The organism is Subdoligranulum sp. DSM 23681 (genome assembly GCF_057005535.1).
Genome location: NZ_CM168050.1, coordinates 2,136,106 through 2,158,516, shown reverse-complemented (window position 1 = coordinate 2,158,516; position 22,411 = coordinate 2,136,106). Strand labels below are relative to the sequence as shown.

Sequence of the window (22,411 nt, the reverse complement as noted above, 5' to 3'; positions counted from 1 at the left end):
GCGTGCACCTCCTCACTTGTGCTTTTCCTCTTCTCCCATGTTGAGGATCATCTGTTTCAGCCGCCGGTTCAGCTCACTGTCAGGCGTGAAGCAGGCTTCCACAAACTCGCTCCAGTCCGGTTTGCGCTGTACCACCTCCTGTGCCCCCTCCGGCGTGACACAGACATACCGTCCGCGGGGGTCCTCGCACAGACCGAAGATATAGTCCAGCGATACATTAAAATAGGTGGCGTACCAGACCAGAATGCGGTAAGGTGCCGCCGCCCGGTCGGTTTCGTACCGGTTGATGGCAGCCTGGTTGGTTCCGGCCAGCGCCGCCAGCTGGGATTGAGTCAGCCCCGCGTCCTTGCGCAGGACGCGCAGACGGGTGCCTACGGATACATCCATTCCGTTTTCTCCTTCCTTGTATATTCTAAATTCAAGTATAAACTATTCAAGAATATTTTCAAGTAGTGCGTGGAAATTTTGTTTGCTCCCCCTGGCAAAACCCGCTATACTGGAACCAAAATCCATCCCAGGAGGGGTACCCGTGAAGATTCTGCTTGTGGAAGATGACACCTACATTGCCGGGGCGCTGGAAGCCTTTCTGACCGAAAAAGACTGCCGGGTCACCGTCTGCCCTACACTTTCGGAGGCGCGGGACCGGCTGGCGACTGCCCTGCCCGATGTGGTCGTGCTGGACTGGAACCTGCCCGACGGGCAAGGGGCGGACCTTTGCCGGGAACTGCGGCAACGCTGGCCCCGGCTGCCCCTTCTGATGCTGACGGTGCGGGACGACACCCGGGATATTCTGGCGGGGTTTGCCTGCGGTGCCGACGATTATGTGATCAAACCCTTTGACCGGGAAGTGCTCTACGCCCGGCTGCTGGCTCTGGGACGGCGCAGCTGTCCCGGCGAGGAAGCGTGGCTTTGCTGCGGCGGCATCCGGCTGGACCCGGTCCGGCAGACCGTCACCTGCCAGGGGGAACCGATGGCGCTGGCACCGCTGGAATACCAGCTTCTCCATCTGCTGATGCAAAACAAGGGCCGTACCGTCACCCGGCAGCAGCTGCTGGATGCCCTGTGGGACAAAAACGGTCACTTTGTCAATGACAACACCCTCACCGTGACAATGAAGCGGCTGCGGGAAAAACTGGGCCGTCCCGCCTGCCTGAAAACGGTGCGCAGCTTCGGCTACCGATTGGAGGAACCCCAACCATGAAACCTTCTTTTGTGCGCCGGATGGCCTTTCCGGCGGTCTGTCTGCTGGCGGTGGCGGTGGTGACGGGTCTGCTGGCCTTCTGGTCCGCTGCCCGCCAGCTGGCTTTGCTGGACAGCTTCTGCACCGCCCTGGTCGCCCGCGCCCCCGAAACCGCCGATGCCGTCTACGCCCTGGTAAAGGACGGAACCTTTGCCGGACAGCCGGCCCCGGGCATACTGGCGGCGCTGGGGTACCGCCCCGGGGATTTTGCCGCCGGTACCGGGTGGCTGTTCGCCGTGGCCGGGGCGGCGCTGGCCTTGGGGCTCGCCCTGCTGGGCGGGACCTTTTTCCTTTCCCGCCGGGCCGCCCACCGGCAGCGGCAGCAGCTGATCCGCCTGCTGGAGGCCGCCCGCACCGGCCAGCCTCTGCCGCTGCTCACCGGGGACGGGATGGCCGAGGGCAGCTACGCCCGTCTGGCCGATGAGATTCAGAAAACCGTCACCGAGCTGGCCCTCACCCGGCAGGAGGCGGTGAGGGCCCGGGACCGGTTTGCCCAGAACCTTGCCAACATCGCCCACCAGCTGAAAACACCCCTTACCGCCCTGTCCCTGGCGGCCCAGAGTGCCGGAGTGGATTCCATGGCCGCCCCACTGGCCCGGCTCACCGGGCTGGAGGAATCCCTGCTGTTGCTGGCCCGGCTGGACACCGGGGCTCTGCCCTTGCACCCTGAACCCTGCGATCTCTACACCCTGCTGATGATGGCGGCGGACAACCTGGAATCCCTGGCCGAATCCGCCGGGGTGACGCTGGACATCCCGGAGCTGGAGCTCATCCCGGTCACCTGTGACCCCGACTGGACGATGGAAGCCCTTCTGAATCTGATGAAAAACTGCGTGGAGCACGCCCCTGCGGGCAGCGCGGTCCGCTGTTCCTGCCGCCGCAACGCCCTTTACACCGAGGTGGTGCTGCAGGATGCAGGGGCTGGTTTCTCCCCGGCTGATCTGGACCATCTGTTTGAGCGGTTTTACCGTGGAGAGCATCCCAGTCCCCACAGCACCGGGCTGGGGCTGGCTATCGCCAAAGAATTGCTGGAACGGCAGAACGCCCTGGTCCATGCTGAAAACGCCCCCGACGGCGGCGGCCGGTTTGTGGTGCGGTTTTACGGGTGACTGTCACCGGAATGTCACCTTGCGGTGGTAGAATGGACGCCAAAGGAGGAACATCCATGGAACTGCTGCGTTGTACCGATCTGAAAAAAGTGTACGGCAAGGGGGATACCGCCGTCTGCGCCCTGGACGGCATCGACCTGATGGTGGAGCGGGGGACCTTTGTGGCCGTGGTAGGGGCTTCCGGCTCGGGAAAATCCACCCTGCTGCATCTGCTGGCCGGGGTGGACAGACCCACCGCCGGACAGGTCCTCATCGACGGGGTGGAGGTGGGTTCGCTGGACCCCACCAAAGCCGCTCTCTTCCGCCGCCGCAAGGTAGGGCTGATCTACCAGTTTTTCAACCTCATTCCCACCCTGTCGGTGGAGAAAAACATTGCCTTGCCCCTGCTGCTGGATAAGCGGAAGCCCGACCCGGTTTTTCTGGATTCGCTGCTCCGGACGCTGGGGCTGGAGGAGAAGCGCCGCGCCCTGCCGGGGCAGCTTTCCGGCGGGCAGCAGCAGCGGGTGGCCATTGCCCGGGCGCTCTGCTACCGACCAGCCCTGCTGCTGGCCGACGAGCCCACCGGCAATCTGGACCGGAAAAACAGCACCGAGATCCTGGACCTGCTCCGGCTCTTTCACAAGAATCTCGGCCAGACTATCCTGCTGGTGACCCACGACGAAGCCCTGGCAGCCCAGGCGGACCGGGTCATCACCCTCAGCGACGGGCGGATCGTCAGCGACCGCTCACGGGGGTGAGGGCTATGTGGAAGAGCTTTTCCCGGGACGATCTGGCCCATACCCCTGCTGCCGTCCGGACGATGGCCTTGTCGGCGCTGGCAGCCTCCTTTTTTCTGGCGCTGCTCTGCGGCCTGTTTTACAACGCCTGGACCTACGAGGTGGACCGGGTTCTCCAGGAGGAGGGCGGCTGGCAGGCACGGCTGACCCTGACCGACAGGGCGCAGGCGGAAGCGCTGGAACAGTTTGCCCAGGTGGATACCGTCACCCCCGATGAGGGGCTGTCCGGGCCGGATGCCCTGGTGGTGGAGCTGACCTTCCGGGACAGAACCGCTGTGTATGACACGCTGGACCTCATCCGGGATCGGCTGGGGCTGGACGCGGACCAGGTCCAGAGCCACGACACCCTTTTGTCTCTCTATGGAGTCACCGATCCCGACCACCCGGCCCTGTTGCTTCCCTTCCTGGCCGGGGTGCTGGCGCTGCTGGTGGCGGCGCTGGTGCTTTTGCTGCGCAACGCCTTTGAGATCACCATGCAGGCCCGGCTCCACCGGCTGGGCATTCTGGCCAGCGTGGGGGCCACGCCCCGTCAGCTGCGCCTTTGCCTGTTGCAGGAGGCCGCTGCCGTCTCGCTGCTGCCGCTGGCGGTAGGCACTTTGCTGGGCTTTGCCGCCTGCCGGGGAGTATTGGCGGCGGTCAATCAGGTGGCCGCCGGTCTGCCCGACCGGCAACCGGCGGAATTTACCCTGCATCCGGCGGTGGCGGCTGCGGCGCTGCTGGCAGCGCTGGTCACCGTCCTGCTGTCTGCATGGCTGCCCGCCCGTCGGCTCTGCCGGATCCCGCCGCTGGAAGCGATGCGGGGCACCCTTTCACCGGAGGCGAGAGGAAAGGGCAAACGCTCCCTCACCACCCGCCTGCTGGCGCGGTGCTTCGGCATCCGGGGGGAACTGGCAGGCAGCGCCCTGCAAGCCCAGAAAAAATCCCTGCGCATCGCCAACCTGTCCCTGCTGCTCTCGTTTCTCGGCTTCACCGCCATCCTCTGCTTTTTCACCCTGTCGGGCATCAGCACCGACATGACCTATTTTGCGCGGTACCAGGACGCCTGGGACGTGATGGCCACCCTGCCGGATACCCGGCTTTCTGACTTTTCCCTCACCGGGGAGCTGGCCGACATTTCCGGAGTGGAGGACTGCCTGGTCTACGAAAAGCAGCAGGCCGCCGTCCTGCTGCCCGCCGAAGCCCAGAGTGATGCCTTGCAGGCGCTGGGCGGGCTGGGCGCACTGGCCGGGGAGGAGGCCACCGTCATCCAGGACGGCTGGCTGGTGGAGGCGCCCCTGGTGATTCTGGACGATACCAGTTTTCTCCGCTTCTGCGAGGAAGTGGGCCTTGCCCCTTCGCTGGACGGTGCGGTGCTGCTCAATCGGGTGTGGGACAGCCAGCACAGCAATTTCCGCAACCGACAGTACCTGCCCTTTGTGCAGCCCGGTACCGCCGCGCTCACCCTGGCGGAGGGGGACGGCATCGCGGTGGGGGCGTTGCCTCTGCTGGGCCTGACCGATACCCCGCCCAACCTGCGGGAAGAATATGACCAGTATACCCTGGTCCTGTTCTGGCCCCAGAGCCTGTGGGAGCGCTGGACGCAGGAACATTCCCTGCCCGCTCCGGCCCGGGAACCGGAGGTGCTGGTACGCCTGCTGGGGCAGGAGGGCATCTCCCAGGGGGAATGCGAAACACTGCAAAAGGAAGTTGCCGCCCTGCTGGAGGGGGCCGGCTATGCCTGCACTGTGGAAAACCGGCTGACCGAACGCGCCGACAACGACCGGATGATCCAGGGGGCCGAGGCCATCCTGGGGGCCTTCTGCCTGCTGGTGGCGGCCATCGGGCTGGCCAACGTCTTTCTCAACACCTTGGGCTTTGTGGAACAGCGCCGCCGGGCCTTTGCCCGGTATCTCTCCTTGGGGATGACACCCCGGGAGCTGCGCAGTCTCTTCTGGATGGAAGGGGCGGTGCTGGCCTTGCGCCCGCTGGTCATCGCCCTGCCCCTCACAGCCGGCATGGTGGCCCTGATGCTCCGGGCCAGCTACCTGGACCCGGCCCTGTTTCTGGCCGAAGCGCCGGTGTTGCCCGTTGCCCTTTTCGCGCTGGGCATCCTTTTCTTTGTGGCGCTGGCCTATGCCCTGGGTGCCCACCGGGTCCTTTCCGCCGACCTGACCGGGCTGCTCAAGGATGACAGCCTTCTATAAATACATCAACAGGCCCGCTGATCAATGGGAGATTCACGCGGACTGGAGCTGTTTGTCCGCAACTAGCGTACCTCACTCCTCTCAACCGTTGGATGGCCCGGCTGAAATTACTGTGCCGGTTATTGTTTTTTCTTTCTTTCCTCCACCATCTTAACAAACCATTCAACCATAGCGGGGTCACTGTGAGAGAAGAAAGAACTTTGCTTTTTATCCAGAGCAGAGATCCGATTCATATCTTCCGGTTCCAATACGAAGTCAAAAACCTGCAGATTTTCCTCCATCCGAGCCTTATGAGTGGATTTGGGGATGACCACAACACCTCGCTGAATATGCCAGCGTAAAATGATCTGTGCGGTCGTTTTGTTGTACTTCTCGGCAAGTTGAGCCAGTACAGGATTTTCAAATAAGCCTCCGCGCCCTTCTCCGAAAGGGGCCCAGGCCTCCATCTGAATCCCGTACTTGTCCATCCACTTTTTTGCTTCTGTTTGTTGATGAAATGGATGGGTCTCCACCTGATTGACCATAGGTTTGATACGACTGAAAGAGGCGATATCTACCAGCCGGTCCGGATAAAAATTGGAAACACCGATGGCACGCAATTTTCCTTCGCCATAGAGATCTTCCAACGCCCGGTATGCCCCGTAATAATCCGAAAACGGTTGATGAAGCAGAACTAGATCTAGATATTCGGTTTGCAATTTCCGCATGGATTCCAGAACCGCTTTTTTTGCTTCCTCATACCCATAATGTTCAATCCAGACCTTTGTTGTCAGGAAAATATCTTTTCTGGGCACACCGGATTTGACAATGGCATTACCGACCTGTTCCTCGTTGAAATAGCTTTGTGCTGTGTCGATGGATCGATACCCCACAGCCAGGGCATCCAGTACGCAACGTTCACATTCTTCTTTGGATACCTGATAGACGCCATATCCTACAATCGGCATTTTCACGCCATTATAGAAAGTAACCTGTTCCATTTTTACTGCCTCCGTTCTCTCTGAGGAAAGAATTGTTGTTATGGATGTTTTGTGGTACCATACCAAGTGTAGCACCCGGTTGTAGCTACCGGTCAATAGCTTTTTTGAAAAATTTCGAAAGGTTGAGGTTCTTTCTATGCAGTACAGCATGAAACAGACTTGTCAGAAAGTAGGGATGACCTATGAGGCATTGAAATTTTATTGCAATCAGGGATTGGTTCCCCATGTAAAACGTGACAAAAACAATTACAGGATTTTTGACGAACGCGATATTGAATGGATTAAAGGCTTGATCTGCTTAAAACGTTGCGGAATGAGCCTGGAGGGCATGAAGCGTTATCTAGCGCTTTGCCTACAAGGCAAATCCAGTATTCCCGAACGAAAAGAAATCCTGCAAAAGCAGCGGGAAGTTCTCCTGAAGAAAATGGCGGACTTGCAAGAGGATATCGCCTACATCGATAGGAAGCAGCACTATTATGACGATGTTCTAACAGGAAAGACCAGATACATCAGCAATTTGATTGATATTGATGAAAAATAAAGAGTTGGATTTTCTCTTGCTATCTGGAACAGTTAGTAGTGGTGCGTCTTTAATGAAATAGTCCCAAAGCCCCAGAACTTTATCACCTGAACAAGAACCCGATTTTGGAATTTGGCAAATAGCCCTGAAAATAATATTGTTATAGGACAAACGCCTTGCAGCAAGGATGCTCCCCGCCGCAAGGCTATTTCTATTTCATAAACTGCAGATAAAAAACAAATCCGAACGCACCTTCAAAAAGAAGTACGTTCGAATTTGCTTTTAATGGTGCACCAGCTCAACATCCCGGATTATTGCAATAAAAAAAGCCCTACATTTCTGTAAGGCTTCTTTTTGGTGCACCATCGGGGACTCGAACCCAGGACCCACTGATTAAGAGTCAGTTGCTCTACCAACTGAGCTAATGGTGCATATGAGGATTTTCGGCGATTCAGTGTCAAATCCTGTTTTGAGAAGTTCAGCGGCTTCCAGCCTTAGTATTGGCTACTAACGCTACCAACTGAGCTAATGGCGCATATAAAAGCAATCTCCGGACCGGGCCTATGGCTCGGCCCGGAGGCTGCTGTTTTCAAGAGAAGCCGGCATCTACCTATTTTCACAGGCCGTCTCCAGCCAACTATCTTCGGCACAAGTGAGCTTAACTTCTGTGTTCGGAATGGGAACAGGTGGATCCTCACCGTCATCGACACCGGCCATTTGCATGACCTTTATCGGCTATGCTTCTCTTTTCTGAGGTATATACCCTCAAAACTGAATATCGAACTGCTGGCAAATGAAGTACTCTAAGAAAATGGGGTCAAGCCCTCGACCTATTAGTACACGCTAGCTGAACGGATCACTCCGCTTACACTGTGTGCCTATCAACCTTGTAGTCTTCAAGGGGTCTTACCTGATTGACTCAGTGGGATATCTTATCTTAAGGTCGGCTTCACGCTTAGATGCTTTCAGCGTTTATCCGATCCGAACATAGCTGCCCAGCTGTGCCACTGGCGTGACAACTGGTGCACCAGAGGTTCGTCCATCCCGGTCCTCTCGTACTAGGGACAGCGCCTTTCAAATATCCTGCGCCCACGACAGATAGGGACCGAACTGTCTCACGACGTTCTGAACCCAGCTCGCGTACCGCTTTAATTGGCGAACAGCCAAACCCTTGGGACCGAATACAGCCCCAGGATGCGATGAGCCGACATCGAGGTGCCAAACCTCCCCGTCGATGTGGACTCTTGGGGGAGATCAGCCTGTTATCCCCAGGGTAACTTTTATCCGTTGAGCGATGGCATTTCCACTCACATACCACCGGATCACTAACTCCGACTTTCGTCTCTGCTCGACCCGTCAGTCTCGCAGTCAGGCTGGCTTTTGCGTTTGCACTCTCTGGCATGGTTTCCGTCCATGCTGAGCCAACCTTTGAACGCCTCCGCTACTCTTTAGGAGGCGACCGCCCCAGTCAAACTGCCCACCTAACAATGTCCCCCGCCCTGATTCAAGGGCGCAGGTTAGAATTCCAATGTCGCAAGGATGGTATCCCAACGGCCACTCCACTAAGGCCAAAGCCCTAGCTTCCCAGTGTCCCATCTATCCTGTGCATGCAACACCGAAACCCAATATTAGGCTACAGTAAAGCTCCATGGGGTCTTTCCGTCTTGTCGCGGGTAACCGGCATCTTCACCGGTACTACAATTTCGCCGGGCGGGCTGTTGAGACAGTGCCCAGATCATTACGCCTTTCATGCGGGTCAGAACTTACCTGACAAGGAATTTCGCTACCTTAGGACCGTTATAGTTACGGCCGCCGTTCACTGGGGCTTCAATTCAATGCTTGCACATCTCCTTTTAACCTTCCAGCACCGGGCAGGCGTCAGCTCGTATACGTCATCTTTCGATTTAGCACAAACCTGTGTTTTTGGTAAACAGTTGCCTGGGCCTATTCTCTGCGGCTCACTCTCGTGAGCACCCCTTATTCCGAAGTTACGGGGTCAACTTGCCGAGTTCCTTAACAACCCTTCTCCCGTTGGCCTTAGAATCTTCTTCCTACCTACCTGTGTCGGTTTGCGGTACGGGCACCTTAGATATACACGCAGCTTTTCTCGCCTCTCTTCCAGCCAGACTTCGGTACTAATTTTCCCTCGATCACTACCGGAACCAACACCCGGCTCTGACCTTCAAAAAGTGTCCCTGCGCTTAAATCTTTCGGTGGGGACGGAATCTCTACCGTCTGTGCATCGGCTACGCCTTTCGGCCTCACCTTAGCTCCCGCCTAACTTGGAGCGGACGAACCTTCCTCCAAAAACCTGAGGCTTTCGGCCATGCAGATTCTCACTGCATTCGCGCTACTCATTCCGGCATTCTCACTTCTGTACACTCCACGACCGCTTACGCTATCGTTTCTCCGCGTACACAACGCTCCCCTACCCCGCGTCTTACGACGCAGCCTAAGCTTCGGTTTGTATCTTAGCCCCGTTAAATTTTCGGCGCAGAGACGCTCGACCAGTGAGCTATTACGCACTCTTTGAATGAGTGGCTGCTTCTGAGCCAACATCCTGGTTGTCTGCGTATCTCCACATCCTTTTCCACTTAGATACAATTTGGGACCTTAGCTGTAGATCTGGGCTGTTTCCCTCTTGACAATGAGATTTATCTCACACTGTCTGACTCCCATGCATCAATATTCCGGCATTCTTAGTTTGATAGGCTTCGCTACCCTCTCGGGCGCTAGGCCATTCAGTGCTTTACCTCCGGATATCTAACATGAGGCTAGCCCTAAAGCTATTTCGGGGAGAACCAGCTATCTCCGAGTTCGATTGGAATTTCTCCGCTACCCACAATTCATCCGCCGCCTTTTCAACGGAGGTCGGTTCGGCCCTCCATGAAATTTTACTTTCACTTCAGCCTGATCATGGGTAGGTCACCCGGTTTCGGGCCCATTGCACGCTACTGAACGCCCTATTCAGACTCGCTCTCGCTACGCCTCCGGTCCTGAAGACCTTAAGCTCGCAACGTACAATCGCTCGCCGGACCGTTCTACAAAAAGTACCATATCACCCGTTGACGGGCTCTATGTGCTTGTAGGCACAAGGTTTCAGGTTCTATTTCACTCCCCTCCCGGGGTCCTTTTCACCTTTCCTTCACAGTACTATACGCTATCGGTCACTGGGTAGTATTTAGGGTTGGAGGGTGGTCCCCCCATATTCCGACCAGGTTTCACGTGTCTGGCCGTACTCTGGATCCTGCGCAGCTGTTCAAGTTTTCATCTACGTGACTCTCACACTCTTCGGTGGGCCTTCCCATGCCCTTCGATTAACCATTCCAGTCCTAAAAGCAGTCCATACCCCGGAAGGATTTCTCCCTCCGGTTTGCCCTCTTCCGCGTTCGCTCGCCACTACTGACGGAATCTCATGTTGATGTCTCTTCCTCGCCCTACTTAGATGTTTCAGTTCAGGCGGTTCCCTCCGTACACCTATGAATTCAGTGCACGGTGACGATGTATGAGCATCGCCGGGTTGCCCCATTCAGAAATCCCTGGATCAAAGGATGTTTGCTCCTCCCCAAGGCTTATCGCAGCTTACCACGTCTTTCATCGGCTCCCAGTGCCAAGGCATTCTCCTTGCGCCCTTTCTAGCTTGACCGTTTTCCTTAGATTGATTCTCCATTTGCCAACAAGATTTTACCGCTTGGTGAAATTATAGTTTACATAATTTTACTTGGGTAATAACATTTCTGTTATCTTGTTTCGCAGTTCTATATTCAGTTTTCAAGGTACATACCGGATAGCGAACTACCCACATAAGGACTCTTGGGACGCCCCGTCACCGGAGCATCCGGTGGTGGGCTGAAATGGACTCGAACCATCGACCTCTCGGTTATCAGCCGAGTGCTCTAACCAGCTGAGCTATCAGCCCGGATGGTGGAGATAAAGGGATTCGAACCCTTGACCCCCTGCTTGCAAAGCAGGTGCTCTCCCAACTGAGCTATACCCCCGCGCTTTCCAGCGTTTCGGGTTTCGCTGCCCTTATGCTGAAGATCTTTCAGAAACCTCTCAAGAGGCTTCCGCAAGGCCTTCAAAATTGAACAATCCTGAAATTTGCTTACCTGTCCGTAAGAGTTAAGACCAGCTTATCTCTTACGTCTGACTCCCTAGAAAGGAGGTGATCCAGCCGCACCTTCCGATACGGCTACCTTGTTACGACTTCACCCCAATCACCAGTTTTACCTTCGGCCGCGTCCTCCTTGCGGTTAGACTACGGACTTCGGGTCCCCCCGGCTCTCATGGTGTGACGGGCGGTGTGTACAAGGCCCGGGAACGTATTCACCGCGGCATGCTGATCCGCGATTACTAGCAATTCCGACTTCATGCAGGCGAGTTGCAGCCTGCAATCTGAACTGAGACGTTGTTTTTGAGTTTTGCTCCACCTCGCGGTATCGCTTCTCTTTGTTAAACGCCATTGTAGTACGTGTGTAGCCCAGGTCATAAAGGGCATGATGATTTGACGTCATCCCCACCTTCCTCCGTTTTGTCAACGGCAGTCTCGCCAGAGTCCTCTTGCGTAGTAACTGGCAATAAGGGTTGCGCTCGTTGCGGGACTTAACCCAACATCTCACGACACGAGCTGACGACAACCATGCACCACCTGTCTCGATGTCCCGAAGGACTTCATGCATCTCTGCACTATGCATCGGATGTCAAGACCTGGTAAGGTTCTTCGCGTTGCTTCGAATTAAACCACATACTCCACTGCTTGTGCGGGCCCCCGTCAATTCCTTTGAGTTTCAACCTTGCGGTCGTACTCCCCAGGTGGATTACTTATTGTGTTAACTGCGGCACTGAAGGGGTCAATCCTCCAACACCTAGTAATCATCGTTTACGGCATGGACTACCAGGGTATCTAATCCTGTTTGCTACCCATGCTTTCGAGCCTCAGCGTCAGTTGGTGCCCAGTAGGCCGCCTTCGCCACTGGTGTTCCTCCCGATATCTACGCATTCCACCGCTACACCGGGAATTCCGCCTACCTCTGCACTACTCAAGGCCAGCAGTTTTGAAAGCAATTTATGGGTTGAGCCCATAGATTTCACTTCCAACTTGCCGGTCCGCCTGCGCTCCCTTTACACCCAGTAATTCCGGACAACGCTTGCCACCTACGTTTTACCGCGGCTGCTGGCACGTAGTTAGCCGTGGCTTTCTTGTACGGTACCGTCATGATTCGTCCCGTACGACAGGAGTTTACAATCCGAAAACCTTCTTCCTCCACGCGGCGTCGCTGCATCAGGGTTTCCCCCATTGTGCAATATCCCCCACTGCTGCCTCCCGTAGGAGTCTGGGCCGTGTCTCAGTCCCAATGTGGCCGTTCAACCTCTCAGTCCGGCTACCAATCGTCGCCTTGGTGGGCCGTTACCTCACCAACTAGCTAATTGGACGCGAGTCCATCCTGAAGCGAATAAATCCTTTTCCCGCCGTGCCATGCGGCACTGTGGGCTTATGCGGTATTAGCAGTCGTTTCCAACTGTTGTCCCCCACTCCAGGGCAGGTTACTCACGCGTTACTCACCCGTTCGCCACTAAACTTGAAAAAGCAAGCTCTCTCAAGTTCCGTTCGACTTGCATGTGTTAGGCGCGCCGCCAGCGTTCGTCCTGAGCCAGGATCAAACTCTTTATAAATGGTATTTAATCACTTACAAAGTGTTAAATCACTGTAATTTCTCAGACACAATCGCTTGCGTCCTGTTGAATTACTTGTTCTTTTGGAATTGATTAAAGTGTTTTTCCAAACACTGTAAGGTTCCACAAGTTTCAGGTTTGTTCAATTTTCAAGGTCCTGCTTGGCGCCGCCCTCATCGGGACAGCTTATTTATTATATCTCGCAAAGTTCTTTTTGTCAAGCACTTTTTTGAGATTTTTTTTGAGCTGCGAAGCTCTTTCGAGCTTCTTTTCTCAGCGCCTGCCGTCCCTCGCGAGACAGCTTAAGTATAATACCATTCATGCGGGGGTTTGTCAACACTTTTTTCGACATTTTTTTACAGGAATTTTGAAAAGCCATATCTTGTACTTTACAGTGCAACAAAACACAAATTCAGGCTTTTTCTTTTTTCTTGCGCTTTTGGTGCTGACGCCTTATACTAATATAGTATGATCAAATAACGGTGGTGGCAAACGTATGATGAAGATCTATCAGACCGTGGACAAGCGCCTGGAGCGCACCGGAGAAATCGCAGAAGGCACCTGGGTCAGCCTGACCGCTCCTTCGCCGGAGGAAGTCCGCCAGGTGGCCGCCACCCTGGATATCGAACCTGCCGACCTGCAGGCCGCCCTGGACCCGGAAGAATCCGCCCGTGTTTCGCTGGAAGACGGGTATACCGTTATTATCGTGGACGTACCTGTGCAGGTGCCGGACAAAGGGGTGGGTGTGTACACCACCATTCCCTTGGGCATTCTGCTCACCCAGCAGACCATCACCACCGTGTGTGCGGTGGACTCGCAGGTATTGCAGGACTTTGCCGCTTTGCGGGTGCGGGAGTTCAGCACCCGCAAGAAGATGCGGTTTGTGTACCAGATCATGAACCGGGCCGCCATGATGTACCAGCAGGAGCTGCGTCTCATTGACCGCCGCCGGCAGGAGATCGAAAAGAATCTGTCCGGGGCCATGCGGGACAGCGACCTGATTGAACTGCATGCCCTGGAATCCACTCTGGTCTACTTTGCTACCAGTCTGCGGGCCAACAGCACGGTACTGGACCGTCTGACCCGATACAAGCGGCTGGAACAGTATCCCGATGACATGGAGCTGTTGGATGACGTGATCGTGGAGATGCGGCAGGCCATTGAGATGACCACCATCTACCGCGACGATATCAAAGGTACGCGGGAGCTGTTCAGCGCCGTGCTGGACAACCGCCTGAACAACGCCATGAAATACCTGACTTCGGTCACCCTGATCATGGCCGTTCCCACGGTGGTCTCCGGTTTGTACGGCATGAACGTGAATCTGGCCGGCATGCCCTTTGCCGCCTCCCCCTGGGGATTTGCGGTTGTGTGCGCCATTATTTTGGGTATCTGTGTGGGAGCAGCCTGGTTCCTGCACAAAAAACATATGCTGTGAGCTGTACGGACAGCGGCGCCTTTGCGCCGCTTTTTTATTGTCTTGCACAGGGCGCCCGGTTCGGCTATTCTTTATATAAAAGGGTGTAACAAAGGTCTCCCATTTCCGTTTTATATAGGTAGGAAAAGAAAAGGAGGTGACGGCATGGAGGATTCCGCCATTGTGGCCTTATACTGGGCGCGGGACGAGCAGGCCCTGACCGAGAGCTCCGCCAAGTTCGGGGCCTACTGCCGGAAGATCGCCCTGAACCTGCTGGGCGACCTCTCCGACGCCGAGGAAGTGGAAAACGATACCTGGATGGCCGCCTGGAACAGCATGCCGGAAAACCGTCCCGCCCGACTGGCCCCCTACTTAGGACGAATCACCCGCAACCTGGCACTGGACCACCGGGACAAGGCCATGGCCCAAAAGCGAGGCGGCGGTCAGGCCGAGCTCCTATTGGAAGAGCTGGAAGGGTGTCTGGCCGGACCGGAGCGGGTCGAGCACGCAGTGGAAGCCGCCGAAACCGCCCGGATGATCAGCGCGTTCCTGCGCAGACAGCCGGAGCCCGCCCGGGGCATTTTTATCCGCCGGTACTGGTACTGCGATTCCATGGCGGACATCGGGGCGCGGTATGCCATGCCCGAAGGCCGGGTGCGGGTGATTTTGCACCGGACCCGCAGCAAGCTGAAAAAAGAACTGACCGCACAGGGGGTGAATGTATGACCAACCGGGATTTGTTTGAGGCCATCGGCGCCATTGACGAGGACCTGGTGCTGGCGGCGGACGAACCGCCCGTCCGGCCCAGGCGCAGCTGGCGGCCGGTGCTGCTGCGGGCGGTCCCCGCGGCGGCCTGTCTGTGCCTGTTCGTCGGTACGGTGCTGTGGCAGCTGCAGGGCGGGTTGTCCGGCAAGGGAGCCGCCCCCGATACCGCCGCAGCCGCGGCGCCGGAGGAGGCAGCCAGGGAAGCCATCCCCAGTCAGGCAGCTGGCGGGGACGGCGGTGCCCAAGCCAAGACATATAACAACGCCCCCGCCATATATAATGAATCGGGAGCCCCCTTGTCCGCCTTCCCTGCCGAGCTGGCGGACCTGCTGGATACCGGCAGCGATGTCTATACAATGAGTGTCAGTCCGGCTGTTCCGGACCGCACCAAGGACAGTGACTGGACCCTGCCGGAAACGGTCCCGGTGTATGCCAGCATGGCGTCCGCCCGTTCCATTGACACCGGGGGAATGCGCAGCCGGCTGGAAACCATGCTGCAGGCCCTGGGGCTGGACCCCGCTCTGGCGGAGGACGCAGTATACACCGGCCTGACCCAGGAGGAGGCCGAGGCGCAGGCCGACACGCTGCGGGAACAAGGCGGAAGCAAAGGCGCCGAACTGCGTCTTTGGGCCGACGCAGGCCTGCTGACGCTGGACGTTGCCCCCTGCGGGAAGTGGCCGCAGGGACTTCACATAACGGTAGATTGCGAAGGTACCGTCTGCACCGAAGTGCCGGACAGGGAGGCGATGGTTCTCATTCTGCCCCTGCACGCCTATGAAAATATCGACATTGTGCGTTCCAATATGCCCGAGATTGCTGCCCTGGCCGGAAAGGACCCCATCGGTCAGGAATATTTCGGAACAGATTACAACTGGCACATTCGGTTCTATGACGCCGATGACGCCTCCACCCGGGGGATCGAGGCCGGGGACCTGCGCAGTGTGGAAATCGAACTGGACGAGGACGGCAACCTGTGCAAGGTTATCTGGCGTGCTCCCGATCTGCTTGAGCCTGTAGGTGAATACGCCACCATTACCCGGGAGGAAGCCGATGAGCTGATGGCGCAGAACATCTTCCTCACCGATGTGGGCACCCTGGACGGCAGCTCTGTGCTGGAATATTTGGACAGTGTGCGTCTGGTATACACCAACCACCGCGTCGGCGCCTGGTATCTGCCCTACTGGAGCTATATTGCCGACGAAGGCACCGATGAAGCCGACCCCTTTCTGCATGTCTACCGGGAGTACCTGGTTCCCGCCGTGCGTCTGCAGGACCTGGAGGCCCTGGCCGACGCGCAGTAACGCACCGTTTTTCCCCGCGGCACCGATGTTGCCGCGGGCTTTTTTGTTTACAACTTTTTCACCTTTTGTCTGCCAAAAGTTTCCGGGACGGGTCGTAGTTATAGATAAGCGCGCCGAAACGCCGCGGCCCTGTGTTTTCCTTACGGGTACAAATTGTAAAAAAGTGCGTTATTGCACCGGTTTTATGTTCAAACCCTCCAAAAGTCTACAATCGCCGTCCCCAAAAGTTGTCTGGTTTCGCGCTTGTTTTCCCCCGTAGAGCGAAGTATAATGTGGTCTATCATCGGGATGGTCCCGATGTGTACAGAAGGAGCTTGCTTATGCGCAGCTGGTGCAGAAATCATCCGGTCTATTTCATGGCCGGATATCTGGTATTTTATCTTGCGTTCTTCTTTTTGCTGGAAAAGTCGGTCCAGGTGCCGGACCTTGTGCTGCATTGCACCCTGGATGACCTGATCCCGTTCTGCAAATATGCCATTATCCCCTATTATGCCTGGTTTGCCTGGATCCCCGCCACCCTGTTCTTTCTTTTGCGGCGGGGCCCGCGGTGGGACTTCTGGCGGCTGTGCCTGCCCCTGTTCACCGGCATGACCCTGGCACTGCTCTTCTGTGCCGTGGTGCCCAACGGGGTGTATCTGCGTCCGGCCCATATCCCCGGCACTGACGTGTTTGCCCGGGCGGTGCGGGAGCTGTACCATACCGACACCCCCACCAACGTCTTCCCTTCCATCCATGTGCTCAACGCCGTGACCCTGGACCTGGCCTGGCAGCGCCGTCTGCGCCGGGACCGCATCGCTGTGCGGCTGTGGGGCGGGGCCGCCTCCCATCTGCTGGCAGCGGCCATTGTGGCTTCCACCATGCTGCTGAAACAGCACTCGGCCATGGACGTGATGGGCGGCATCCTGCTGGCACTGTTACTGGACCGCATGGCCGACGGCCTGACCGCCTGGTGGTATGCCCCCCACAGCGACCGCCTGCGCAAGATGTTGGAACGTGTCTGATTTTTCCCCGCCGGACTGGTTGTCCGGCCTTTTTTGTTGCCGCAGCCACTATTTTTTCCAGGCTGTTTTTGCTATACTGAGGGGTAGAGCCCAAACCTTGTCAATCAGCTGAAGTCCAAACAGTTCAGGGAGGTATAGATCATGTACAACATTCAGACCATTGCCCCGGATATCGTTTACGTGGGCGCCAGCGACCGTCGTCTGGCCAAGTTCGAGAACCTGTTCCCCATTCCCCGCGGCGTTTCCTACAACTCCTACGTCATTCTGGACGAGAAGACCGCTCTGATGGATACCGCCGATGTGTCGGTGGGTGCCCAGTTCCTGGAGGACGTGGCCGCTGCGCTGAACGGCCGCGGTCTGGACTACCTGGTCATCGATCACATGGAGCCTGACCATGCCGCCATGATCGAGGCGGTGCTGCTGCGCTGGCCCGGTGTGCAGATCGTCTGCAACGCCAAGACCGTGCCCATGCTGAAGGCTTTCTTCCCCGGTGATGCCGCCGCCATCGAGGGCGCCCTGCTGGTGAAGGAGGGCGACACCCTGGAGCTGGGCAAGCACAGCCTGAGCTTTGTCATGGCCCCCATGGTCCACTGGCCGGAAGTCATGATGGCCTTTGATACCGCCACCGGTACCCTGTTCAGCGCCGACGCTTTCGGCACCTTCGGCGCCCTGGGCGGCAGCCTGTTTGCCGACGAAGTGAACTTTGAGCGCGACTGGCTGGACGACGCCCGCCGCTACTACGCCAACATTGTGGGCAAGTACGGTGTACAGGTGCAGAACGTGCTGAAGAAGGCCGGTGCCCTGCCCATCCAGACCATTGCCCCGCTGCATGGTCCCATCTGGCGCAAGGATCTGGCCTGGTTCCTGGGCAAGTATGACCTGTGGAGCCGCTGGGAAGCCGAGGACAAGGGCGTTGTGGTGCTGTACGGCAGCCTGTACGGCAACACCGCTTCCGCCGCCGAGGCCGTGGCCGCTCAGATTGGCGCCCGCGGCGTGGCCAACGTGAAGGTGATGGACCTGTCCGTGGCCGATGTGAGCGAGGCCGTGAGCGAATGCTGGCGCGCTTCCACCATTGTGCTGGCCAGCCCCACCTACAACGGCGGCCTGTATCCCCCGGTGGCCGCCCTGCTGGACGACCTGCAGTCCCTGGGCCTGCAGAACCGCACCTTTGCTCTCATTGAGAACGGCAGCTGGGCTCCCATGTCCGCCCGTCTGATGACCGCCAAGCTGGAAGCCCTGAAGAACTGCACCGTGCTGGAAGCCAAGCTCACCGTGCGCGGCGCCCTGAACGCCGCCCAGGAGGCCGATGTGGCCGCCCTGGCCGACGCTGTGGCCCAGGCCGTCAACGGCTGATGGCCGCCGGCTGAATCCCTGAAATACCACAAAAGCCCCGTCCCGGCATTGTCTGAAATGACCCCCAAAAGTTAGACAATATTTTCAAATAAAAACTGTTCAAGCAACCGAAAGGGCTTGTTGTCTGTGAATTGCAGGCGGCAGGCCCTTTAGCTTTGTCTTAATACGTCGGTTATTGTAGTAATCCAGATAGTCAATGAGTTCTTGTTTGAAGTGCCGCATGGACTGGAACTTTTGTAGATAGAGCAATTCGCTCTTGAGCAGACCGAAGAAGTTTTCCGCCACTGCATTGTCCAAACAGTTTCCCTTGCGGCTCATGCTTTGCCGGATGCCCTTTGCTTTAAGCATCCTCCGGTACTGCTTGTGCTGGTATTGCCAGCCCTGGTCGGAGTGAAGAATCAGTCTGGTTCCATCCGGTATGGTTTCAAAGGCTTTGGCAAGCATCTTCGTTACCATGCTTAAAACCGGACGGTCAGAGATAGCGTAGCTTACCAAATACCCATTGTGCAGGTCCAAGATTGGAGAAAGATAGAGCTTCTGGCCGAACAGGCTGAACTCTGTCACGTCAGTAACCCACTTCTGGTTTGGCATTTCCGCATGGAAGTCTCTGTTCAGCAGATTAGGGGCGATCTTGCCCACTTCTCCTTTGTAAGAGCGATACTTCTTGGGTCTGACACGGCAAACCAATCCCAGATCTTTCATGAGTCGCTGCACCGTCTTGTGGTTCAAATGTATACCGTTCTTGTGTAGTGCTGCGGTAATGCGCCGGTATCCATACCGCCCTTTGTTTTCGTGGTAAATGGAGGAAATCTCCGCTTTTGCTTCTTCGTATTTATCTTCCTTTTGCATCCGCTTCAGATGGTAGTAGAAAGTGGCACGAGGCAGTTGAGCGATTTCGAGCAGCTGGGACAAAGGATATTTCGGCCTTAGTGTTTGGACTACCTGCATTTTCTGTGCCGGCGTCGCTCTTCCTCCAAAACCAAGGCTTGCAAATTTTTTAGGTATTCGTTCTCCGCGCGCAGTCGCTGGTTCTCGGCAATAAGGTCTTCTTCAACTGTTTTAGACAGCTTCGCAAGCCGGCTTCTTCTTTTGCGCCCTCGACGTTCTATCGCCAATCCTTCCGGCCCTTCTTCAAGATAGATTCGTTCCCAGCGTTCAATAATGCCATGATCATTGATTTTAAACCTTCGCATTACTTCCCGAACACTTAAATGTTCTTCTCGCATTGTCTCCACTACCAGTTGCTTAAATTCCGGTGTGTAGCGTTTGTTTGGTATTCCTTTCGGCATAATAAAGCACCCCACTTGTTATCCAGTATACCATACTGTCTAACAAATGGGGTGCAGTTCATGTCCGGGGCGGGGCTTTTCTTGGTTCTTATTCGGATTCAGGCAGGGCTCACAGCTGGATCTTGGGACTTTCGGGCGTTTTGGGCGTCCTGAGGTCAAAGGGGTCATTGTCCCCCGCCAGACCGTCGGCCTGCAGCATCTTTTCCATCACATCAATGTCCGCCGAGAGATCCAGCGCATCGGACTGGAACAGCTTGTCCAGCTGGTTTTCAAAAGCAGTGACCAGGGTGCCCATGGTCTGCTCGATCCGGCGCTTGGATTCGGTGATGTTCTCCCCTTCGATCCCCTGGGCATCCATCTCGGCATAGGCTTCCAGGAGTTTGAGGGAGGTGGGCAGGTAATAGTCCAGGAATTTGCGCATCTGGGGCAGCTTGTCCGGGTCGGACTCCGCCTGGGCAAAGATCTTGGCGGTGACGGCTTCCAACCGGGCGATCCGCTCGCTCATCTCCTCATCGGGGATGGCGTCATTCAGTTCCCGCAGGCGGGCCAGGGTCTTGTCATATTCGCTCTGGGGCGCCGCCGGTGCCTGGGGGGCTGCCGGTTTGGGGGCAGGCTCGGGTTTGGGCGCATCGCCCCGCACAATGAGGCAGCGGGTGCGCATGTCCAGGTAGGCATCATCCCCGAACACACCCTTGTCGATGCAGTCTTCCAGATACCGGCGGCATTTGTCATAACTGCAGGGCAGGGCGTCGGCGATTTCCTTGATGTACATGTGGTCCGCATCGCCCACGATCTTGTCGATCTTGCGGCGGATGCGGCGTCCGGTGCGCATGATGTTGGCACCGATGCACATGCCAATACCCGCAAACAGAGGCAGGGACCCGGCCACCACATCCTCAATATACAGATCCCAGTACTCCCAGCCGCCGTAGAAGATCATGTCATGCAGGCCGCTGACCGTGGCCAGCAGGCCGATGGCCGCCACCACGATGCCCACAATGGCCAGCACGTTGGCGCCGCCATCCCCCTGCTTGGGCGGGGCGGCCTTGGCGGCGGGGGCCGGTTTTGCCGGCGCCTTTGCCGGTTGGGCATAGATGCTGTTGGTGGGTGCATACCGCTGCCGGGAGCGGAAGGCATCCGAGCTGATCTGGCCGGTGCGCAGCAGGTAGTTGAGGATCAGCAGCACGACGGACACCGGCCACATCCCGAAGCAGAAGGTGAGGATCACCACCCAGATGGGGATCTGGAACGGGGCGTCGCCCCGGCGGTACTGCTGGCGCTGGGGCGGACGGTGCCGGGAATACACCGGCGGGCTCACGGGCCGGCGTTTGTCCTGATCGTCATGATAGGGAGAGGGCATGGTAGGATTCCTTCTTTCCGCAAATTGGTCCGCTGTCAGGGCAGATCGGTGAGCAGCTGCCTGATGGAATCATCCAGGTAATATGTGCTGCCCGCCTGGTAGGGATTGTCCTTGTCATAGGGCACATGGGTGCACAGATAGGAGACCCAGTTCGTATAGCCGGACACGGTCAGGTGGATGCCGTCCGGCTGGGCATATTCCTCCATCAGGGCGCCCTCCGAGTCGGTGAAGGCGGAGGCCAGATCCAGGTAATAGCAGCCCTTTTCGGCGCACATATCCCGGATGGCAGCGTTGATGGTGTTCAGGTGGTCGGTGGCCATGCCCGGAGAGGTCTCCAGCACCTCGGGACGGACCGGAAGCACCGACTGCACAAAGATTTTGGTGTTCGGCAGGAGGCTCTTCAGGTCATCCAGCATCCGACCGTAGTAGTTCAGGAAGGAATCGTCCGCCGTGCCGCTGGCCAGGGCATTGGTGCCCACCAGCACATAGAGCTTGGCGGGCGGGTCAGCCGCCAGCAGGTCATAGGGGATCTCTTCCTCATCGTTGGCGTTCTTCATGGTGGTGCGGTTGACGAAGTTGTTGGGGGAGGCACCCTCATAAGCCAGGATGCGGGCCCCGTCCAGGTCAATGTCGTAATCCACATAGCCCACGGTCAGAGAATCGCCCAGGAATGCCGCGTCGGAGAACCATTCGGTGGTCACACGGCCGAATTCCGGCACCGAATCCGGTGCGGCGGGCAGGGCGGTGTAGGTATAGGAATCGGTCTGCTTCACCGGTCCCACGCTGCCCCAGTTCACGGCCTGGGCCGTGGTGGTGCTGCTGCCGTCCCCGCCGCCGTAGGGCAGGGGCGCCACCAGCCGGTCGGCCAGGGCGGTCTCCGGGCTGGAGACCTGGGAAGGGGGCGTGGTCACGCTTTCCGGCAGGACCAGGGTCACCACACCGGATACCACCAGAATGCCCACCACCGTTACCAGGAACAGCAGACGCCGCTGCTGGCGGCGGCGCTGACGGGCCGCCTGCTGGCGGGCCGCATCGCTCCGGCGGCGGGGAGGCTGGGGGCCATCCGGTTCCGGTGCCCGCGGCGGGGTGTAGTCTTCCGCGCGGACCCAATCTTCTTCCAGGCCATCGGGGTCATACCGGGCCGGACGCACATCATTGCCGCCCTCCCGGGGGGTATAGGGCGGATGGTAGAGATCCTGCCGGTTGTCCCGCCCCATGCGGCGCACCCCGCCCGTTCCGGGAGAATGGACCTTGCGGCCGGTCTGGCTGCGCGGGTCCTGCCTGTAGCCGCCGTAACCGCCTTCCCTGTTGGGCATATGCGCCCTCCTTTCCTGTTTTGGCCTGTCCGTTTTTTTGGTACCAGATTGATTATACCACACTCGCCCCTGCAAAAACAGACCTGCTCAAAAGTTTTACCCGCCGCTCTTGCACACGATACCGGGGC

At 57.4% G+C, this 22,411-nt stretch carries 16 protein-coding genes, 3 tRNA genes and 3 rRNA genes; 10 read left to right on the top strand and 12 right to left on the bottom strand.

Going from position 1 to position 22,411, the window contains the following annotated elements; genetic code table 11:
• Window positions 1-12: 12 nt before the first annotated feature.
• Window positions 13-387: a helix-turn-helix domain-containing protein gene (locus tag AC127K_RS09945; RefSeq protein WP_483720461.1), complete on the bottom strand. Its 375-nt coding sequence runs from the start codon at window positions 385-387 to the stop codon at window positions 13-15.
• Window positions 388-529: 142 nt separating this feature from the next.
• Here AC127K_RS09945 and AC127K_RS09940 point away from each other — a divergent pair, with 142 nt between their 5' ends.
• From AC127K_RS09940 to AC127K_RS09925, 4 genes are read left to right on the top strand one after another with little or no spacing between them, the layout of a single operon-like run.
• Complete coding sequence (locus tag AC127K_RS09940; RefSeq protein ID WP_483720460.1) at window positions 530-1,201, top strand: response regulator transcription factor; 672 nt, start codon at window positions 530-532, stop codon at window positions 1,199-1,201.
• The gene (locus AC127K_RS09935) at window positions 1,198-2,349 is read left to right on the top strand and encodes a sensor histidine kinase (RefSeq protein ID WP_483720459.1); all 1,152 of its coding nucleotides are present in this window, start codon (window positions 1,198-1,200) and stop codon (window positions 2,347-2,349) included. The genes AC127K_RS09940 and AC127K_RS09935 overlap by 4 nt, the downstream gene beginning before the upstream one ends.
• Window positions 2,350-2,405: 56 nt before the next feature.
• Window positions 2,406-3,086, top strand: coding sequence for an ABC transporter ATP-binding protein (locus AC127K_RS09930; protein WP_483720458.1), 681 nt, complete (start codon window positions 2,406-2,408; stop codon window positions 3,084-3,086).
• Between the two features lie 5 nt (window positions 3,087-3,091).
• Window positions 3,092-5,308, top strand: a complete 2,217-nt coding sequence (locus AC127K_RS09925) for an FtsX-like permease family protein (RefSeq protein ID WP_483720457.1) — start codon at window positions 3,092-3,094, stop codon at window positions 5,306-5,308.
• A gap of 119 nt (window positions 5,309-5,427) precedes the next feature.
• Here the strand turns inward: AC127K_RS09925 and AC127K_RS09920 are convergent, their stop codons facing one another.
• Window positions 5,428-6,288 (bottom strand): aldo/keto reductase, encoded by an 861-nt coding sequence (locus AC127K_RS09920; protein WP_204647976.1) that lies wholly within the window; start codon window positions 6,286-6,288, stop codon window positions 5,428-5,430.
• Window positions 6,289-6,424: 136 nt separating this feature from the next.
• Between AC127K_RS09920 and AC127K_RS09915 the strand changes: the two genes are divergently transcribed.
• Window positions 6,425-6,829: a MerR family transcriptional regulator gene (locus AC127K_RS09915; protein ID WP_204647975.1), complete on the top strand. Its 405-nt coding sequence runs from the start codon at window positions 6,425-6,427 to the stop codon at window positions 6,827-6,829.
• Between the two features lie 334 nt (window positions 6,830-7,163).
• Here the strand turns inward: AC127K_RS09915 and AC127K_RS09910 are convergent.
• The 6 genes from AC127K_RS09910 to AC127K_RS09885 form a co-directional block, all read right to left on the bottom strand.
• Window positions 7,164-7,239 (bottom strand) — tRNA-Lys (locus AC127K_RS09910).
• Window positions 7,240-7,405: 166 nt separating this feature from the next.
• Window positions 7,406-7,522, bottom strand: a 5S ribosomal RNA gene (rrf, locus tag AC127K_RS09905).
• Window positions 7,523-7,621: 99 nt separating this feature from the next.
• Window positions 7,622-10,454: ribosomal RNA gene (locus AC127K_RS09900) — 23S ribosomal RNA — on the bottom strand.
• A gap of 196 nt (window positions 10,455-10,650) precedes the next feature.
• Window positions 10,651-10,727 (bottom strand) — tRNA-Ile (locus AC127K_RS09895).
• 3 nt (window positions 10,728-10,730) lie between these two features.
• Window positions 10,731-10,806 (bottom strand) — tRNA-Ala (locus AC127K_RS09890).
• Window positions 10,807-10,966: 160 nt separating this feature from the next.
• Window positions 10,967-12,481 (bottom strand): 16S ribosomal RNA (locus AC127K_RS09885).
• Together the 16S, 23S and 5S rRNA genes with 3 tRNA genes alongside form the textbook arrangement of a ribosomal RNA operon.
• Window positions 12,482-12,977: 496 nt before the next feature.
• On the opposite strand from AC127K_RS09885, the gene AC127K_RS09880 reads away from it, so the two are divergent.
• The 5 genes from AC127K_RS09880 (at window position 12,978) to AC127K_RS09860 (ending at window position 18,318) form a co-directional block, all read left to right on the top strand.
• Window positions 12,978-13,919, top strand: a complete 942-nt coding sequence (locus AC127K_RS09880; protein WP_483720456.1) for a magnesium transporter CorA family protein — start codon at window positions 12,978-12,980, stop codon at window positions 13,917-13,919.
• A 144-nt stretch (window positions 13,920-14,063) separates the two neighbouring features.
• A complete protein-coding gene (locus AC127K_RS09875) occupies window positions 14,064-14,624 on the top strand; it encodes an RNA polymerase sigma factor (protein WP_483720455.1) in 561 nt (186 codons plus the stop codon).
• Window positions 14,621-15,964 carry a hypothetical protein gene (locus AC127K_RS09870; RefSeq protein WP_483720454.1) on the top strand — a complete coding sequence of 448 codons (1,344 nt, stop codon included), beginning with the start codon at window positions 14,621-14,623 and terminating at the stop codon, window positions 15,962-15,964. The genes AC127K_RS09875 and AC127K_RS09870 overlap by 4 nt, the downstream gene beginning before the upstream one ends.
• A gap of 320 nt (window positions 15,965-16,284) precedes the next feature.
• Window positions 16,285-16,965 carry a phosphatase PAP2 family protein gene (locus AC127K_RS09865; protein WP_483720453.1) on the top strand — a complete coding sequence of 227 codons (681 nt, stop codon included), beginning with the start codon at window positions 16,285-16,287 and terminating at the stop codon, window positions 16,963-16,965.
• Window positions 16,966-17,106: 141 nt separating this feature from the next.
• Window positions 17,107-18,318 (top strand): FprA family A-type flavoprotein, encoded by a 1,212-nt coding sequence (locus AC127K_RS09860; RefSeq protein WP_483720452.1) that lies wholly within the window; start codon window positions 17,107-17,109, stop codon window positions 18,316-18,318.
• 99 nt (window positions 18,319-18,417) lie between these two features.
• Here the strand turns inward: AC127K_RS09860 and AC127K_RS09855 are convergent, their stop codons facing one another.
• From AC127K_RS09855 to AC127K_RS09840, 4 genes are all read right to left on the bottom strand, one after another.
• Complete coding sequence (locus AC127K_RS09855) at window positions 18,418-19,266, bottom strand: IS3 family transposase (RefSeq protein WP_483720451.1); 849 nt, start codon at window positions 19,264-19,266, stop codon at window positions 18,418-18,420.
• Window positions 19,257-19,607: a transposase gene (locus tag AC127K_RS09850; protein ID WP_483720450.1), complete on the bottom strand. Its 351-nt coding sequence runs from the start codon at window positions 19,605-19,607 to the stop codon at window positions 19,257-19,259. The genes AC127K_RS09855 and AC127K_RS09850 overlap by 10 nt, the downstream gene beginning before the upstream one ends.
• A gap of 109 nt (window positions 19,608-19,716) precedes the next feature.
• Window positions 19,717-20,967, bottom strand: coding sequence for a 5-bromo-4-chloroindolyl phosphate hydrolysis family protein (locus AC127K_RS09845; protein WP_294540864.1), 1,251 nt, complete (start codon window positions 20,965-20,967; stop codon window positions 19,717-19,719).
• 35 nt (window positions 20,968-21,002) lie between these two features.
• Complete coding sequence (locus AC127K_RS09840) at window positions 21,003-22,283, bottom strand: GDSL-type esterase/lipase family protein (RefSeq protein WP_483720449.1); 1,281 nt, start codon at window positions 22,281-22,283, stop codon at window positions 21,003-21,005.
• Window positions 22,284-22,411: the final 128 nt, after the last annotated feature.

What these genes read in the sequence shown, in the direction of transcription:
- AC127K_RS09945 (WP_483720461.1), bottom strand. Translation starts at nt 387, where the DNA reads ATGGATGTATCCGTAGGCACCCGTCTGCGCGTCCTGCGCAAGGACGCG.
- AC127K_RS09935 (WP_483720459.1), top strand. Translation starts at nt 1,198, where the DNA reads ATGAAACCTTCTTTTGTGCGCCGGATGGCCTTTCCGGCGGTCTGTCTG.
- AC127K_RS09930 (WP_483720458.1), top strand. Translation starts at nt 2,406, where the DNA reads ATGGAACTGCTGCGTTGTACCGATCTGAAAAAAGTGTACGGCAAGGGG.
- AC127K_RS09925 (WP_483720457.1), top strand. Translation starts at nt 3,092, where the DNA reads ATGTGGAAGAGCTTTTCCCGGGACGATCTGGCCCATACCCCTGCTGCC.
- AC127K_RS09920 (WP_204647976.1), bottom strand. Translation starts at nt 6,288, where the DNA reads ATGGAACAGGTTACTTTCTATAATGGCGTGAAAATGCCGATTGTAGGA.
- AC127K_RS09915 (WP_204647975.1), top strand. Translation starts at nt 6,425, where the DNA reads ATGCAGTACAGCATGAAACAGACTTGTCAGAAAGTAGGGATGACCTAT.
- AC127K_RS09880 (WP_483720456.1), top strand. Translation starts at nt 12,978, where the DNA reads ATGATGAAGATCTATCAGACCGTGGACAAGCGCCTGGAGCGCACCGGA.
- AC127K_RS09875 (WP_483720455.1), top strand. Translation starts at nt 14,064, where the DNA reads ATGGAGGATTCCGCCATTGTGGCCTTATACTGGGCGCGGGACGAGCAG.
- AC127K_RS09870 (WP_483720454.1), top strand. Translation starts at nt 14,621, where the DNA reads ATGACCAACCGGGATTTGTTTGAGGCCATCGGCGCCATTGACGAGGAC.
- AC127K_RS09865 (WP_483720453.1), top strand. Translation starts at nt 16,285, where the DNA reads ATGCGCAGCTGGTGCAGAAATCATCCGGTCTATTTCATGGCCGGATAT.
- AC127K_RS09860 (WP_483720452.1), top strand. Translation starts at nt 17,107, where the DNA reads ATGTACAACATTCAGACCATTGCCCCGGATATCGTTTACGTGGGCGCC.
- AC127K_RS09855 (WP_483720451.1), bottom strand. Translation starts at nt 19,266, where the DNA reads ATGCAGGTAGTCCAAACACTAAGGCCGAAATATCCTTTGTCCCAGCTG.
- AC127K_RS09850 (WP_483720450.1), bottom strand. Translation starts at nt 19,607, where the DNA reads ATGCCGAAAGGAATACCAAACAAACGCTACACACCGGAATTTAAGCAA.
- AC127K_RS09845 (WP_294540864.1), bottom strand. Translation starts at nt 20,967, where the DNA reads ATGCCCTCTCCCTATCATGACGATCAGGACAAACGCCGGCCCGTGAGC.
- AC127K_RS09840 (WP_483720449.1), bottom strand. Translation starts at nt 22,283, where the DNA reads ATGCCCAACAGGGAAGGCGGTTACGGCGGCTACAGGCAGGACCCGCGC.